Source organism: Pseudomonas putida, from assembly GCA_041071465.1.
In the GTDB taxonomy this organism is placed as follows: domain Bacteria; phylum Pseudomonadota; class Gammaproteobacteria; order Pseudomonadales; family Pseudomonadaceae; genus Aquipseudomonas; species Aquipseudomonas putida_P.
The window spans coordinates 5,010,312-5,027,764 of sequence record CP163498.1 but is presented as its reverse complement, the minus strand read 5'-3'; the positions used below and the strand labels follow the sequence as shown (position 1 = coordinate 5,027,764).

Here is a 17,453-nt window from a genome sequence, read left to right as displayed (position 1 = left end):
CGTGATTGTCAGCCCCGTGCCGCGGTGCCCGGTGATGTCGACCGGAACCACGGTGTAGACGATACGAACAGGAAGCGGCTTGTCCCCCCTGCGCGCAATTCATTGAAAGCATCCAGGATGGCTTTGTAGCCTTGCAGGTCTGTTTGGCCCTGTTTCCGGAATGCCGGTCGAACGGTTGCCGGCAGATCGGCAAAATCATCGATGAACTGGGCCAGCGGGCGTATGCGCCTCCAACTGACGGTGCGGTCTTGCACCTCAGCGGCAAGTGGTGCGCTGGCCTTTGTCTGCACGCTGATTGGCGCGATCCCCGATGCGACGCTGGCGCCAACCAAAATCAAGCGTTCTATTTCGTAATGCTGCAAGTGGAACTCAGGATCGTTCCATATGCCGCCGGACTCGCCCCAACCGGGCTCCAGGTCCCAGTCCAGGCCAACGCCCTGCGCGTCGAACCAAGTTCTGGGTTGCCTGAGTTGCGGGTTGGCGCGGTCGAAGAACCGTCTGGGCGGGTTGAACAGATACACGCTATTCGGTTGCGCTTCCACATGCAGGTTGGAGGTGCCGACAGCGCAAACCGTGAAGGTGGATTTGGGCGGCAGCTGTGCCGATGCATCTTCTAGGTTGAACAGAGCGCCAAGCGCCGTCTCGTCGACCCAGAACGTCAGGCCAAGATCACGCGCATCGAGTTGCGCCTGGTTGGTAAGAGGCTGCGGCCGTGTTGGCCAAATCATTGCGCCGGTATCGGACAAGCGTGTCTGGCGGGCAATGGCCTGTGCGGAAGCAACCACCGAGGCGATCACCGAGGAACGGCGCTCTTCCGTCGCACGCCACTGCGCGCGTTTGAGCGACAGCTTCATCATGTCGCTGGAGGCCAGGCGCAAGTCCTCGGCGGCCTTTTCCGCAGTGGCATGCGCCCCGCTGTCCTTCGCGTGAATAGCTTCGTAGCCAGGCTGTTTGGGTACCGGGGGATCTGTCAAACGACTTTTGGTAACCTGCCCGGTTTTTTTATCGAACTGCGCTTCATCGGGCACGAAGCACTGCTCAAGTAGGTGATGCAGGAGCAGCGGTTTGCCCTTATCGGACACTGCCAAGGGCCTGCTGTAGCAGGCATCGAGGCTGGAGCCTTGATCCTGCGTACCATCGCTGAGCAGCCGCTGCAGCGCAGTGGTGCTTTTGAGCTCATAGGCTGGAGTCGCGGCGTTCGGATCCTTACCAAAGTTTTCTCCGGGGTGGGCGAAGAACGTGGAGGCTTTTTGCGGGAGTGTGAGGGCTGCGTCGATTTCCGTATGGTCGCGCGGTATCAATTGCATGACATAGTTGCCCGGGCTTGCCGGTATTTCGAACAGCATCGCCCAGAACCGAGGCTGGCCGACCTCATCACCGCCAATCTTGATCCAGACCTGCGGTTGGATCTCAGGCTGCTCGTCCTCGACCTCGCTCAACACCGCATGCTTGTCGGCGTGTTGCTCTAGTTTAGGGTCGTTTTTCGCCGGTGGCTGAGCCGGTGGCGGCGCCAGGCCTTGTTCAGGGTTTGGTATCGCGGCGCTCAACCCCAGTGTCAAGAAACGCGCGACACGCTGGCGGGCCTGCTCAAGCTTGGGCTCGTCGAACGCAAAGCCGATGGACAGGCTCAGCGTTCGCCCGAATGCCGCGAAAGACATGCTTGCCGCGCCTCGGCCGGCGACGCCGTTCGCTTGCACCGCAACCTCCAAGGCCAAGGACAGTGTACGGCTCAGGCGCTGGCCGATCTCGATGCGAATCTCGTCGAAACCCAGGTCGATCTCCATCCACACCCGCACTTCGATGTTCACCGTGCAACTGAACGCCAGCGAGCCGTAAAACAGTGTGTCGCTGGGTTGTTTCAGGGAGATCAATGCGATGAACTTGGCGTCGAGGGCAAAATCCATTTCCGCCACCGCTGAGGCGCCGAGCGAGCGACCGCCGACTTTCCCGCCGATACGCGCGAAGCCCTTGGCGCGGAAGGCAATACCATAAAGGATCGAGGCATCCTCGATACGCATCACCATGCCACCTTCGCAGGTGATGCCAAAGGCATCCTCCGTGAACTCGAACTTCAGCTCGTAGGGCCAACCAAGCTCGTAATGAAACAGCCCCGGTCGGGTATACAGGGTGGCCGACCAAGTCACGGCCCTGAACGCCATTATCATCGGTTCAGGGAGTTTCGGATGCTCTCCGATCAAACCGTTGGGGTCGGACAGCAGGCGAGCCAGAAACTCCTGACGAGGCGCGGACAGGTACAGGTAGCCACGCAGGGTGGGGCGCGATGCAATGGATTGGCGATCGGTGGCATTCGCCCAGTCAGCATAATTCACGCACAGCCAGGCCCTGACCGTCATGAGGAAGGTCAGGTCCGAGCGCAAGGCAGCGGCCACATCCATCAGCAAAAGGTTTGGCAGTTTCGCTTCATCGTCGCTGAGGCTGCCGTCCTGCGATGCCGACTCCAGCGACAGCATGGCCCTTAGTGCCAGGGTCAGCCGATCGCCGGTCGCTTCTGGCTCCCAGGCTTCGAAGCGTGCAAGGTCATTTTGATAGCGCGAGACATCGTCGAGCACTTCGACCAATGCTTGCGGCGTGGTCACCGCGTCTGCGCGCCGCAGGCCCGCGAGGGTATAGCGATATCCGATGCCAAAGCCCATTTCACGCAGATAGATCGGCTTGACCGGTGTGGGTATCTCGGTGGACAGCTTGCCCATTTCCCCGTACAGGAAGAACGCATGGCGCTTATCGCCCTGGGCGTCCTCCAACTCGAGAAAGCCCATGGACGCACTCATCGACGCCCAGCTCTTGAGGTTGAGACGCCCCGAGGCAAGGAAGCCGCGTGCCTTGATACCCGCCGGCAGCACATCAGCGGGATACAACGTCGGCAGGTTACCGTCCACGGCGATCGCGGTAGCTTCCACTGTACCTGCCTGCATCGACAGGGATACCCCCAGGCCATCGAAGCGCACACGTGGCAAGCGGGCGCCTTTGACCTGGGTCGAGATGTACATGTTATGCAAGTCGATTCGGGCGCTGATCGTGTCACTGTTGGGAGTGAGCCTGGCCTGCCCGCAGATCACCAGCGCCGGGTCACCGCCAAAGGCCTCGCACGAGCCGAGGTAGCCGATGCCTCGCAGCTCGAAGGCGAAGACATCGAACAGGTTGAAGGTCACCCTGGGCTCTATGGGAATCTGGAAGCTGATCGCCCGCGCCAGGCGGCTGATGTCCCGGGCCAGGGGCGCCTTGTTGAGGCTAATTTTGAGGCCGCGCAAGTGTTTGAGGAAGGTATCGGCAAACTCATCTTGTACAGGTGCAAAGACCAAGCTGCCGGTCACCTGGAAATAGAACTGGTAGCCGCCCTCCCCAGCCATGTCGACCAGGGCGAACCCCAGCTTGGTGATGGTCAACTCGAAGCGTGTGGCGTGGCAAACGATCGGGCTTTGCGTTTTGTCCAGCTGCGCGTCGCAGGCCAGTACGGCCAGGCGCCCATTGCCAGGCTCTCGGCCCAGGCTCAAGGTCACCTTGCAATTGGCCTGGCCAACCAGTTCCGGTGGCAGCTGCCCACTGCCGTTGATGGAGAAGGCCTGGATTTCGCCGCGTTTCACGACCAATTTGCCGGCATCGAAGCGGAATGGCATGTCGACACCGGGAAGGGTCACCGGCTCGCTGGGGTCGACCTCGGCGACGATATCGAACAACCCCTGGCCGACCACGAACTCCGACACCTTGAACACCAACCCGCGCCCGCCGCCGCCAAGCCTTGAGTAGAACAGGTCGATTTCGGCGTCCTTGTGCAACGCCATTCTTGGGGCGCCAGCAGAGAAATCCAGTGCGAACTGAGCAAACTCGCCTTTCTCGTCGAGCTTTCCGGATTTTGGACGAATAAGGTACGTCAAGCCAAACAGGTCCCCCGGCTCGGGCTTGCCCCTGATTTCGCATGCCTCGTCCGCCTCCAGCCGGGCAGTCAGGGTGTTCAAGTCGAACTTCAGGCGAATGCTCAACGCGGTGGAGAACGCATCGAGATGAATGATCGCCTTTAGCGGCAAGGTCAGCGAGGAACCGCTCAACTGCACCTTGTCGGCGCCTTCCACCTCCACGTACTGGTTCAATTTGTCCATCAGTTTGCCCGCTGGCTTGCCGGGCGTCTTGTCCTGGTTTTCTCCGGCCGTCCCGAAGAATGGCAGCAGGCGTTTGGCTTTATCCAAGTCGTAGCCCAGCGAGCCGTCGAAGTCCTCCGTACGCAGTTCGGTAAAGGTCGGTGTACCGCTGAATTGGCCAATTGTGAGCGTTACACCGCCGTCGACCTTCAAGCTTTCCGAAGCGGGTCTGTGTTCGAGCAGGCTCTGGAAGAACGACAGCTTGCCTTGCTCCAATACGGCCAGGGCAATCACGGTATCTTTCTTCTTCCAACCGCGCAGTTGAAGCAGCCGCGACTTGGGACGTACGCCATCCAGGTCGGTGTCGCGCACCGCTTCCACCGGCGCATCCGCACGCTTGAGCCACAGGTCGGTCGACAGCTCCAGCACGTTCTTGGAATCTGCTTCGCCTTTGGGAGACACCAGCAAGGCCGCTACCAGGCCCCTTGAGAAGTCCAACAGCAGTGTCGGCGCCCACTCAGCCGGTACTATCAACTCCAGCCCGGCGAACGCCAACGCTTCGATCGGGCCCTGGTCAGTGTGGGTTGGGTTTTCAACCGGGGTGATCAGCAGCTGCTTCAGCGCGCAGCTGCGAGCATCGATCCGCACCTCGACCGCTACATGGCTGAAAACCTGTTTCGCCCCCTTGCCGAGCAGTTCGAGCACTCGACCAATCAAGTCCAGGGTGGCTTCGACCAGGCTACCCAGCACCCCGGCAGCGGCGCCCAGCGCTTGGCCGGCGTGGCGTGCCATCCATTTCAGGCTGGCCGCCAACAGCTTGCCCAGGCGATCGACCAGCGCCGAAGCATCTGGCATGGCCGGCAGCCCTGGGTAGATCGGGGTGGAGGGCGCGCCGGGCAGCTGTATCAGGCCGACCAAGCGGACCACCCCTTCGATTACCGTTTCGGCTGCGACGGCGATCAGTTCCAAGGGATAGGGATCGATGATGCTGAGCTCGGTAAGGCGCCCGACAGCGCGGGTGTTGACCAGCGAAACCTGGTACTTCGCCTTGAAGGCCAACAGCAGCCGTGGATCGTCCTTGGCGCGAATCACCACCTTGGGGAACACGATGCTCGCGCTCAGGGTGCCAACTGCTTTACCGGTTGCCAGATCGAGCGTTAGGGGCCCCTTGGTGCCGTCGACGTTCTCCGAATTGAAAACTAAGTGCATGTCGTCCAGATCGACCGTGACCGGTAGCGCCGTCTGGGCCCCAATACCCGTTATCGCGTCGACTACATGGTCCGCACTGCCATTGATCTCAAGGCTTCCACTCAACTGGTAGCGGTCGTTGGCACCCTGGATCTTGAAGTGACTCAACCCCGCGATCCATAGAGGTGGGTTCGCTAATGTCCACTCGATACTGGCCGCGCCTTCCGTGCTGGTGGCAATGCTCAACTCGCCGTCTAGCACTGAGAATTTCAACTCCGGGCTGGTGGCCCAGGTGACTTTGAGCGGTGGCGACGGTAGGTGGAGGTTCGGCAATGGCAAACCGAAATCGAACAACCGCACCGGGTCACCGAGACTCAGTCCGTCGAGCGATAAGTCAGGAAACGGCATGGCCGGCAAGTCGAAGCCCAGCCACGGCATCTGTTCGAACGTTGGCAGGTCCACTTGCGTGATCAACTCGACCAAACGAGATAACGCGTCAGTGGGCACGTCATTAACCTGGCAAGTTAGCTCGACTTGCCCGGCACGGTGCTCGGTCGCGTTGAATTCAAAGCCGATACGCGCGGTCAGCTGCGCTCGCAAGACTGGCTGCCCGGAAGGCGGCTCTCCCTGAGCAGCGCGCAAAAGTGCTTCAAGATCGATGGACAGCCCTGCATTGACCGAGGCCGAACCGAAGATTTGGGTGCAGCCGAAGAACGCGCATTGCTGCGCGCCAGCACCGAGGGTTATCTCAAGTCGTGCCAATGTGCTGGCAAGCGCCGTGCGCGCACTGGCCAAGATCACCGACATCTGCGCGACTTGATCTTTGGCCGCTGCCGTAGTCTTTGCCTGGGCCAACGTGTCAAGGGCCTTGAGGTCGCCAGCCAGGTCATCGGGCTTGCGCAGCACGAGTGCGCCTGAAGGGTCTTCGTCGAGCAGCACGCCCGGTACATCCAGCTTGATGGGGAAGTGCTGTGCACCCGAGAGCGCTGAGCCATGCAAGGTGCCTTCGCAGGTGATGTTCAACTGCGCCACTTCGAAGACTTTGTGCCTCAACGCAGGCCTGCCCACCTTCGCCTCGTCCAAAGCCTGCGCAAGACGTTGCAGATCACCTTGCACTGCTTTAGCGGAGACTTCGAGAGCCAGTTTCAGCTCAACCGAATTGCCACCCTGTGCTGCCGTTCGCAAAAAAAGCCTGATATCCATAAGAGTGCCCTTAGTGTTTATCGAACTTCTGAGCAAAAAACGTGGCATCGCAGCACAGCATTGAGCCCGCGGACAGGCGTGAGTGTAGCAGCGTTGCAACGGCAGGTAGCCAAGGCCAAAGCCGTGAGCAAACACGCGAAGAAAGTTGATACTTAGGCAGGGTCAAGCAACGTGTTTCAGCCCACTTTTTAACACGGGCAGTAACACGGCATAGGCGTTAGCGGTTGCGACGTAACGCGCACCGCGCTTAGCAACTTAGTGCCAGAGCACTTAATGTGTGACTGGAACGCGTCCTGCCAGCGGGTTCCCGTAATAGATGACAGCATCGCTATCAAGCTCAACCGCGTATTTATTAAACTCCGTTTCGTCTATCACTTCGTTGTCTGGTTTCCACGCATAGCGCACCGGCGCGCCGTGCGTGTCAACAACTTCTGGATTTGAACCCACTGCCAGCGTAAAATTTTTCTTGGTCATTCCCCAGCGCAGAGAAACTGCAACCCACTCGTACTCGCCATTTTCGAAAGACACTACGGGCATGACAACCTCCTGCTTGTGTTGTTCATCAACTTAGTCGACAAGCACGTTCAGGCTAGCTCAACGCCGCTTGATCGAAGGTAACGCATTATAATTTTTCAGCATTACGTATAGTGCGCCTCTTCTTTATCATCACGTTCTCGGCCAAGCCCTCAGGGGGCTTAAACTGGCTGTAGACCATGCCGAGAAAGTAAGGGGGAGTCGGAGACCGTATCGATCAGCGTTCGGTCAACATTCTCGGGTTGATAGTTTGGCGCATCCCCCCACGGCTGGTCTTTGATCAATGCGCCATTCAACCTGGCAAGCACGGATTCATGCACGAACACGCGCTGCCCCTGCGCTTCGTGAATGACCCTCCCTCTGGGCTTTCCAAACGGTGGCATCGACCCGTTCAAGAGGGTTCGCGTATGGGTATGGAGATCCCAGACCAACCGCGGTACCCATTCTGCAATCATCCAGGGGCCGGATAGCGACTGGTGGGCTTGGGCAAGCGGGTCTGGTACAGGACAGGCGCTTGGGTACAGCTCGTTTCGACAGGAGGGAACGTCGATATCCAACTGGGCTTCCAGGCTCTCCCCGATCATCCAGCGCAAGGCAATCAGGGCCAACTGCGCTTCTTCTGGCGGGTAGCCGCCGCCAACGTCGCAATGCACGCCAGCGAACCACACCTGTTTCAGATCCACAGGTTTCGGATCAGTCGCCTTGGGCCTCCACAGGTTCTGGCGAAAAAAGCAGCGCCGCTCGTCAATCGATACCGCATGGCGGACGATGTCGACGCCGGGATTTCGTGCGGTATAGGGCACGGACAACGGGTCGTAAACCCAACCCACGGAACTGACGGTGTCGAACAACCCTAGAAAGCGAATCGCTACCGTTTGGGAAAAAGTTGCCTTGAACTGCTTCATCAATTCAAAGTCCGGCTGCTTATGCGCGGTCAGCCACCAGCCGATGTAGCGGAACACCTGATCGAGCGACGGCTCGACACTTCCATTCTTTGCGCGCGGTTGGGTAGTCAGCAATGACCAGGCGAAATCCAGTTGTTGCGCCTGATGGGCGGGAAGTAGCCCAAGGGTGTGGACCATGGCGGCCAGGATTCGAGCCGCATAGGCACCCCGAGAAAAACCGTAGATGAAAATTTGATCGTTGGGCTTATAGTGTTCCATCAAAAACCGGTAAGCATTGAGCACATTGCGCTTGATCCCCCAGCCAAACGCCAGCCCGGCAATACGTGAAGGCAGCTTTTGCCATTCGAACAGGGTTTCACTTAGCCCAAAGGTGCCGACACCCTGATCGTAGTAGGTCAGCACCGTCTCACTGTTCTTGGGCAGTGTTCGAAAAATGCGCAGGACATTAGTGGGTTCATCAGAGAAGCGGTTATTTGTTCCATCAATGCAGAGAACAAGCTGGCGCGCCATGATCGGGTAGCCTCGCGGTTGTGCTGTCCGAATCAGTCAAGCGAGCGCCCTCGCTGCCATTCGACCAGTCAGGACTACGGTGACCCCACATCCGGGACGTGACAACTGTTGGGCAAATCGTGGGAAGCTAATTCAAGGCATAGCAAAGTTAACGCCGCTTTGCCATCAAGTACTTCGCTATAACGTGGTCCACTTTTCGAACCAAGGATGGATAGGGGCGCCTCCTCGCCCAAAACATGCGGCCAGGCCATATAGACCCACGAACTTCTACTATATTGAAAGTGGGTTCCAGGCCCGCGTGCAACGCAATCGGAATTCCGACGTAAGAGCAATCGCCTCATACTAGGGGTCCGGTTTATTGCGGTATCGGACAGTACAGCGTTTCCCCCGGCCGTGATCAACACGGCGGATGGTGCGAGGTCTACCTGATGCCGAATCGTCAACGCAGCCCCCGGCAGACCTTCGACAAGAAGGTCATCGCATCCATTATTCGTGATCCCGATTCACGCGCCCTGGTCATTGAGGCTCTGGCGCAAATACGGGTGGGACGCGAAGCGACTATTCCGAGCGCAGAGGGCCTGGACGCCGGCGCAGAATCGAAGAATCAAGAGCGGGCGCGGTTTTGGGTAAACATGCTCGAATGCATTGGCTGCCTGGCCACCTTTGTAGAGGCGCTGCGTGCACGGGGGCTGTTGAAGGTGGCGTCAAGCACAAACCCGCTGCTTGGTGAGCCGAGCGATCAGATAGACCCCAGGTGGGTGCACATCGACGACATCAATCTGCCTGGTTTCCTTGATCGTGCCAGGGCCTTTCGCTGCAAGGTCCGAGTCGATGGCGTTATCAAAGGCAGTGGCGTGCTTGTCGGGCCTAGCTCGGCGCTGACAGCATGGCATGTAGTTGCCGTGGACGGGCCTCGCACACCGTCAGAAACACAGCCGACTATCGAAGTGGTGCTTTCTGACGGACGCACCATCGGTGCGTTCATGCTGGCGCCAGCCTCCTCCCCTTGTGCTGATGTCGAGTGGTATGAAGGCCGCGCCCCCAAGTCCGACGCTGAGGTCATCGACCGCCACGATGTAGCACTGTTGCGACTGAGGCAACCCGCAGGCATTCACCTGTCCTTTGCCACCCTGGCATCGCCTCCCTACGAATACATCGGCCCGGCAGCTATCATTCTGATCTCCCACCCTAATGGCCAATGGCAGGGTCTGGAATTCACCAGTCTGAAGAGACTGCGCAACCTGACAGCACGGTGGGGCTATCGTGTTCACGGTAACAAGGGGGATCCTCGGGTGGTGGCTGCTTCGACAGCAGTTTTTCCTTGGTCGGCATTCATCAGGGCCGGGCGCCAGGCGGTGGCCGCCTGGTGCCGTTGGTACGTTTCCACAGCCTCGTGCATCAAGCCATCGCCAATGACGAGACGCCCGAAAAGCTCTGGTCTCTCGACGGCACCCCCTACAGCGGGCTGGTCGTCGGCCGCGACGGATTCTTCGTCGGTTACCACGCGGCCATGCGCGGGGCGGCGCGCGTCAGGGGTTTGTGGATTCGACGCGTCAACCTCAAGCATGACGTATCGGGCTTGCCCTTCTCATACGAGCTACTCGACAAGTTGGTGGCGCGTAGTCCCAACGCCCGGGTGATTCGTGTCAGCTTCGACACCTTGGTCCAGGATCTGCCTGCCGAAATCGCCCGTCGTGCCGCGGACGCCAGTCTGCAGGTCGCACCGCCACAGGCCCGGAGCGGCGTCGGGGTGGACCAGACGGAGCCTGAAGCCATGATCGCCGATCGCAGCCGCAACCTGGCGCAAGCGCTCGAAGACAAGGCATTGGCCTTGGGCATCACACTCTGGGTGTTCTTCGATCACCCATCAGTCATGTTCGGCGACGAATCCCGCTGGGCGCTGACCGCCTTTGTGGACCAGGCCCTGCGACTGAAGCACCTGCGCGTTGCCCTTGCGGGCTACGAGGCCATCCAGATGCCGGGGGCCCAGTTCCAGTTTCAGATGGATGCCGAAGGTGAAGGCGCGCCAGGCCTGATGATTGAATACATCGCGGATGTGAGGAAGGAGGATGTGCAAAACCTCATTCGATATGCCTGTGATGCCATGCAGCGCTCCATCAGCCCTGAACGTGTAGAAGAGTGGACCGAGGAGGCGTTGGAGGGCCTGCACCTCGTCAATAATCGCTATGACAGCGTACTTCGGACCGAAATCGCCTCTCGGCTGCAGCCGCGGCTTAAACAGCTCTTTGAGAAATGAGGCCAGATATGAGCGCAAGCGACGATACAGCGAATCCCGCATGGCTATTTGCAGCCCTGTCGGGGCCTTTCGAGCCGAAGCAGGCATTACAGCTGTGTGCATCCACTGTCGAAGCCGACAGCCTTGTCATGGTGGCGACCCGTCTCGCGCAAGTCTGCGATACCAACCCTGCCGGTGCGCGCGACCGCTGGCTGATGCGCACGTCATCGCGGCATGACCTGCTCAAGTCCCTCGCCCCTTCTCAACTGCTCACCGCAGTCGCTGAACGGCGCAAGAGCGCCCAAGACCCGGAAACGGTGGACTTGCTGAATGTCCTGCTCAACGAACCACCATTGCAGCGCAAGGATATCGAGTGGGTCATTGAAAGCCGCAGCGATCAGTCGCAGTTGGAGCGGGTCATCGTTGCACTCGACCGAGCGGGCGAAGTCGCACCGGCCAACGATTTGCTGCAACCCGCACGGTCAGCGCTGGCCGAACTGAGCCGAGCGCAAAATCGGCGTCGGGTCGCGGAACGTGGTTTCTTCGGGCGCGAGGCTGAGTCCAACCTGATCAAGCAGTGGCTTTCACATCCCATCATGGCGGCGCCCGTCACCTGCCTGTTCCTGACTGGCGGGGCTGGCATTGGCAAATCGACATTGCTCGCTGAGTCCGTACGTCGCCACTATGAGCACCATCAACCACTGCTCCTGCGTTTGGACTTCGACCGAGCGGGGCTGGACGTGCTGGACAGGATCGGGCTGACCATGGAGGCGACCCGTCAGTTGGCAGAGCAACTGGGTGCTTCTTGCAGCGAACTGATGGACGCTCGGCTTGACGCCGGCCTGGTTACGGTGAGAGACACCAAGGCGCAGTTGAGTATTCGCCAACAACTGCCCGAGTCGCTAGCAAGCCAGCTCGGCAAGGCGGTGGCGGCATCAGGCCGACCGGTACTGGTCGTGCTGGATACGCTCGAAGTGCTGCGTGGCCGTGGCGAGACCCATCCTGAAGAGTTGTTCAAATGGCTCGACGCACTGGTTACCAAAGGCGTGAAGCCGATGCACGTGCTGGCGGCCGGCCGGGGCGACGCGCTAGACAGCTTGCCCGAGATCGATCTGGCAGGGGCTACGGGCTCGCCCAACGGCCAACCACCGGGGCGCGTGATCCGCCTGGAACTGCCCGGCCTGGAGGACGACGCGGCCCTGGCCCTGCTAGCCAGGCTGGAGGTACCGGAGCATCTGCGGCACGAGTTGCTCGAACTGGCGCAAGGTAATCCGCTGAAGCTGCGGCTTGCCGCCGAAGTCGCCAAGCGTTCGGGCATCGAGAGCCTGCCCAAGCACAAACGCGGCGCGGAGGTCAGCGCCGCCTTCCTCTATCGCTTGCTGCTTTCGCGCATCACAGACCCTGACCTGAAGCGGCTGGCCCACCCCGGGCTGGTAGTGCGGCGGATCAATGCGGAGCTGATCCGCAAGGTGCTTGCCCCAGCGCTCGGGCTGGGGGCGATCACCGAGCAGCGGGCAAATGACTTGCTGACGCAGTTGGCGACCCATCATTGGCTGGTTGAAAATGACCCGGGGGCGCCGGGTTCCTCAAGCACCTCAGCCACATGCGTAAAGTGCTGCTGCCGCTGCTGTACCGATCCGCGCCCAGGCAATCCGCGCGAATCGATGCAGCAGCCATCCATTGGTTTGCCGCGCAGCCTTCGAATTGGGCGCAGGTCGAATCGGTGTATCACCAACTGCAGTTGACCCGCGTCAACCCCGCCACGCCAAGCGTACCGGCCAACATTGCCGCCCAATTCGACGACGACACACTCGAGGAATTGCCGCTTGCCGCGGCCGATCTGGTGCGGGTCAGCCGCGGCGGGCGCAGTAGCCAGTTCCGGCCCTCGCAGGCGGTGGTCAGTGGCTGGGCTGACGACACAGGTGTCGTGCGTGAGCTTCTGGCGGTGGTTCAGCGTCAGGACTGGACCGAAGGCGTGAGCATCGTGCGCAGTGTCATGGACGCGCAAGGTCTGGACATGCGTTCACAGATGGCAGACGCGATCCGCATGTTCTACTGGCGATCAGGCCAATGGGCGAAGGCGCGCCACTGGCTGACCGAGCGTGACCGTTTCGACGATTCGGATGGGGACCTTTCCAACTTACCCGAGCCGCTTGCACTGGCACGGCTGGAAATGCGGGCAGCGTTCAACCCCGAGGGTTTGCGTCGCCATTGGCAGATGTGGAGGCCGATACTGCCATCACTCGAACGCGCCTCCGTCGTGGCCGTCGACAACGCGGCGCGGCGCGGCGCACTCAGCTTGTTGCTGGCTAATCTTCCCGACCCGTTTCATTTCTCCTCAACTGATTCACGAGATTGCGATGTTGCCGCAGCCGCCAACGAGCGCTGGAATGGCGGCCTAGGCAACGAATCCAGGCGCGCTGAAACGCTTGGCCGCGAACGGATGGGGCGCGTGCTCCCGCCCAATTACAGTACCGAACCGCTCCTCCCCGGCAGGCTTCTGGCGACACTCACGCCATACGCCGTGTTCGTCAGTAACTTGTCCGTCCTGGCAGAGCATGCCGACCTGCGAGAGGCGGCAACATTGGCTACGTCGGCAATTTCGCTGGGCGGTGGGCTGATTAGCGAATCGCAAATCGAACCCGTAAAACCCGTGACGGGCGATCCGGTTGTCTGGCTGACCCATTTCGGTTTGTTTGCCGAGTGGGCTGAAGCACGCGCTTTCATCCACCGCGATGCCGATTTGAAGCTCATTAGCCGGGCCGCCGAGCGGTGGCGCCGGACAATAGCGGGAAACTGGTCGATTGGCCAACGTCGAGGTGGCTGGCGCAATCACCCGCCGATTGACGAAACCCTGCGCAAGCGCCTGGAGGTGCTCCTTGGAGGCCCTACGCCCACGGACCAGGCGCATGAAGAGCTCGCCATGTGGGCAAAGGCCCTTGGGACTGACGCACTTCTGCCGCTTCTGCGCCGCCGGCTGGACGGTGCGTTAGCCGAGACCGAGCAGGCACGCAGCACGTCCACGCCTGAACGCATCACACAACGGCTGCTGGCGCGCGGTACGCCGGCGGCCTTCGCACCGGCGCTGACGGTTCTCATCTTGCGCGGCGCATTCTGAAGGAGAGCGACATGACGAATGAAGAGAGGCTCGACAGCCTGAAGAAAAGGCTTACCCCCAAGATGGAAGCGGCAGTGCGAGCTGCGATGGATTCGGGCCGGTTGCCGCACTCGATCATGAGCACGCTGTCCGGCCCCAGCCTTGACTCAATGGCGGCGGGACAACCCCTGGAAGCCGTAGCAAGAAAGTATTCGACAGTCCTCTCCAGCCTGGAGGCGATCGTGATGCTGGTGGGGCGCCCGCCGTTACTGATCCGCAACGACATGGTGGTACTTGAACCGCTGCCAGACTTTCCCGAGGAGACTGGGTCGCTTATTCAGGGTGTGCAGAAGTGGGTTCCGTCCGTTGGACGCCTCGAGTTTCGCAATTACGACATGCCATGGGGAGGCACTGGCTGGGTGGTCGCGCACCAGGGCAACGGTACCGTGGTGGTTACCAACCGGCATGTGGCCAAGCTGGTGGCCAAACGTAAGCAAGACGGCTCTGCCGTTTTCATGCGTTCCCTTGCCGGAGCTCGCTATGGCGCCGCGATCGACTTTGGCGAGGAAGCTAGCAGCCAAAGCGGCGACAACAGTCGCACAGCCGAGCTGGTCCATATCGAATACCTGGCCGACGATACGTCGGCGGACATAGCCCTGCTTAGGATAGAGACGGCGGACTTTACCCTCCCTACCCCTCTGGAGCTGATCAATGACAACGACAGACTGGCCAAAGATGACCTGGTCGCTCTAATCGGTTACCCCGCCTACGACTCGCGCAATGATGCCGACGCGCAAGCGCGCTATTTCCGTGACTTGTACGAGGTCAAGCGCTTTGCGCCGGGCAAAATCCTGCTGCCCCTGAAAACGGCATCCTGACCTACGACTGTACGAGCCTGGGTGGCAACTCCGGCTCGCCGCTGATCCGGCTCGAAGACGGCAAAGTTGTCGGCCTGCATTTCTCCGGTATCTATGGCAAGGCAAACACCGCCGTCAGTGCCAAGACCATCGCGGCTCTGCTCAATGGCGAACGCCCAATTTCGGTTTTGATGCAGGCTGCCCGCGAAGAGGCCAAGGATGGCAGCCACCCGGCCGAACACTTCAACAATAGAGAAGGCTTCAGTACCCAGTTCCTGGAAGGCGAAGTCGGGGCAGCAGTGGTTTCGACACCTTGGCCACGCCTCCCCCAACGACTTTCGGAGGACCTCGCCAAACCAAGCGACAACCCTCCAGAGCCCTTCGAGCTGCGCTACACCCATTTTGGGGTGAAATACTCTGCAATACTCAAGCTCCCGCTGATCACTGCAGTCAACATCGATGGTGGAGCGACGGTAAGAATCAAGCGAGGGGTAGACAAGTGGTTCGTCGATGAGCGCATACCCAGGTCGATCCAGTTAGGCGAAAGCAACTTCAAGGATGCCGAGATCGATCGTGGCCACATGGTGCGACGCGAGGACCCCAATTGGGGTGATGCAGCAGAGGCACAAAAGGCCAACGACGACACCTTCCATTACGTCAACGCGGCCGCCCAGCACTCGCGCTTGAATCAGGGTAAGGCGCTTTGGCAAGGTCTGGAAAACTACATCCTCGACAGTGCACGTACGCACGGTTTCAAGGCCTGTGTTTTCACCGGCCCGATTCTGCGAGGCCCGGACAGCGAAGAGGAAGAGATCGAAATCGACGGTGCAACTGTCCCGGTCGAGTTCTGGAAATTGGTGGCCACGCTGGACAGCGAGAGCAAGGCGCTGCACGCCACCGCCTACGTATTGAGCCAAGGGCAGCTGATCCGCAAGCTGATGGAGGATCGATCACGCCCAGAAGCGTTGGAGGGTATGGTCCTCGGCGCCTACCGTACATTCCAGGTAGCGATTACCGATTTGGTCAAGGCCACCGGTTATGACTTCAGCGATTACCTAGGTGCCGACCCGCTCACCAAGAATCCATTGGGGCAGGAGGCGGTAGGTAGGGGGAGCCGTTGGTTTTACCGATTGAAGAACTCCCTGACATCATCCTGTGACGGGCGAGTAAACCGATAAGGGCGAGCGCAGCTGGGGGAGGCAACAAGTGCCCCCTCCACTGCATGGACTGCAAGATAGCCGGGGACGGATATGAAGACGCAACGCCTACGCCGGGTCTTCATCTTGATCACGACGTTCCTGCTTGTCAGCACCTTCGGGTTGAGTACCCGATCACCCGATACAGACCCCACCTGGAGTGCATACACGCTCTTCGGCAACGTAAAAACCCGGCTCGAACTGGTTTAAGATCCCTTCGCAAGAAGGCGACAGGTAAGTGGCAGTCTAAGTTTGGTCAGTTGCGTCGACACGTCGGCATACAGCAGGAGAACAACGAAGATGAAGGACCTTACTACCTACTTGAGCCCACAAGCTGTCTCGGATTTAGCGGGCCACAATGCAAAAGCTCCTTTCGTGTCAGACTGGCTGACCAGTCGGATCACCGCCTTCAATCGTAGCTCCGATAATCTGGAAGGACCTACGGCAGATGCCCAGGAGCTGAATCGAATGCGTCAGGAGATCACCCTGGCGATCGATAAATTCGAAGCGGCTATCAACGAAATACTGATTGCGAGACGGACCGAGGAAGAACAGGTACGGCGTTGGGTTCTGATCGTTGGCATCGTGTTGATCATTTTAGTGATCGGGTCCGCTGTCGCCCCATTCCTGTCTCCCGCAGCCAATACAGCCTGGATTACCACTCTCATGTCAGGGCTCTCGGTGGCCGGCCTGCTCTATCTTCTGTACTCACCCGTGCATAAATTAATCGACCTGGCTCGCGAACGCTCAGGCCTCATGATTTTGCCGTCAACCTTCAGAATTCGTGTGCTTGCCGCCGGTACCAGAGAAGAACAGGCGCAAATTGCCAAGGAGCTGTTCAATCTGCTGCAAAAGCCAACGTTTACTGAAGGTCAGTAGCTAGCGGTCATGCAGGTGTTTTTTTAGAAAAGCCCGCGTGCGGTCCTGCACTGGGTTGCTGAGGATATCACTCGGTGCGCCCTGCTCCACGACCACGCCGCCGTCCATGAACACAATCTGATCGGCCACCTCACCGGCGAAACGCATCTCGTGTGTGACGATGAGCATGGTCATATGTTCGGCCGCCAATTGCTTCATGACCAGGTTCACTTCTTCGACAAGCTCGGGGTCTAGTGCCGACGTCGCCTCATCGAACAACATCACCTTGGGTTCCATGGCCAGGGCACGGGCGATGGCAACACGCTGTTTTTGCCCACCAGACAAACGTGATGGGTACTCGTCGATCTTGTTAGCCAACCCGACCTTCTGCAAGTACTCCAGGGCCAACGCCCTGGCCGCACTTTTCGAATAGCCTTTTAACTTCACCGGCCCTATCGCGATGTTTTCACAGACGGTGAGGTGCGGGAACAGGTTGAAGTGCTGAAACACCATGCCCATCTGTTGGCGCACCTGGTTGATATGCTGTTCGAAGGCGCGGCCTTTCAAGGGCCGGTTGACCTGATCGCCGTCAAGCCAGACCTCACCACCATTAAGCACTTCGAGATGATTGATCGAGCGCAGCAAGGTACTTTTACCCGAGCCGCTGGGGCCAATGATGGCGACAATCTGCCCACGCGACACCGACAGGTCGATACCCTTGAGCACTTCAAGTGCACCGTAGGCTTTACGAGCGCCCTTCACTTCCACCATAACG

9 protein-coding genes are annotated in these 17,453 nt (G+C 59.7%); 5 read left to right on the top strand and 4 right to left on the bottom strand.

The genetic code is table 11. The annotated features are described in order from the left end of the window. Window positions 1-8: 8 nt before the first annotated feature. From AB5975_23120 to AB5975_23110, 3 genes are all read right to left on the bottom strand, one after another. Window positions 9-6,335, bottom strand: coding sequence for a hypothetical protein (locus AB5975_23120; protein ID XDR19388.1), 6,327 nt, complete (start codon window positions 6,333-6,335; stop codon window positions 9-11). Between the two features lie 420 nt (window positions 6,336-6,755). Continuing rightward, a complete protein-coding gene (locus tag AB5975_23115; GenBank protein XDR19387.1) occupies window positions 6,756-7,022 on the bottom strand; it encodes a hypothetical protein in 267 nt (88 codons plus the stop codon). Window positions 7,023-7,180: 158 nt separating this feature from the next. Continuing rightward, on the bottom strand, window positions 7,181-8,434 hold the full coding sequence (locus AB5975_23110; GenBank protein ID XDR19386.1) for a DUF2235 domain-containing protein: 1,254 nt from the start codon (window positions 8,432-8,434) through the stop codon (window positions 7,181-7,183). A gap of 1,321 nt (window positions 8,435-9,755) precedes the next feature. Here AB5975_23110 and AB5975_23105 point away from each other — a divergent pair. The 5 genes from AB5975_23105 to AB5975_23085 all read left to right on the top strand — a co-directional run bounded on the left by AB5975_23105 (window position 9,756) and on the right by AB5975_23085 (window position 16,699). Continuing rightward, a complete protein-coding gene (locus AB5975_23105) occupies window positions 9,756-10,691 on the top strand; it encodes a hypothetical protein (GenBank protein ID XDR19385.1) in 936 nt (311 codons plus the stop codon). Between the two features lie 8 nt (window positions 10,692-10,699). After that, window positions 10,700-12,415, top strand: coding sequence for an AAA family ATPase (locus tag AB5975_23100; GenBank protein ID XDR19384.1), 1,716 nt, complete (start codon window positions 10,700-10,702; stop codon window positions 12,413-12,415). A gap of 1,384 nt (window positions 12,416-13,799) precedes the next feature. Continuing rightward, entirely contained in the window at window positions 13,800-14,645 is an 846-nt protein-coding gene (locus AB5975_23095; GenBank protein ID XDR19383.1) for a serine protease, read from the top strand. Between the two features lie 170 nt (window positions 14,646-14,815). Further along, window positions 14,816-15,802: a DNA/RNA non-specific endonuclease gene (locus tag AB5975_23090; GenBank protein XDR23016.1), complete on the top strand. Its 987-nt coding sequence runs from the start codon at window positions 14,816-14,818 to the stop codon at window positions 15,800-15,802. Between the two features lie 318 nt (window positions 15,803-16,120). Beyond that, window positions 16,121-16,699 carry a hypothetical protein gene (locus AB5975_23085; GenBank protein ID XDR19382.1) on the top strand — a complete coding sequence of 193 codons (579 nt, stop codon included), beginning with the start codon at window positions 16,121-16,123 and terminating at the stop codon, window positions 16,697-16,699. Here the strand turns inward: AB5975_23085 and AB5975_23080 are convergent, their stop codons facing one another. Continuing rightward, entirely contained in the window at window positions 16,700-17,449 is a 750-nt protein-coding gene (locus AB5975_23080; GenBank protein XDR23015.1) for an amino acid ABC transporter ATP-binding protein, read from the bottom strand. Window positions 17,450-17,453: the final 4 nt, after the last annotated feature.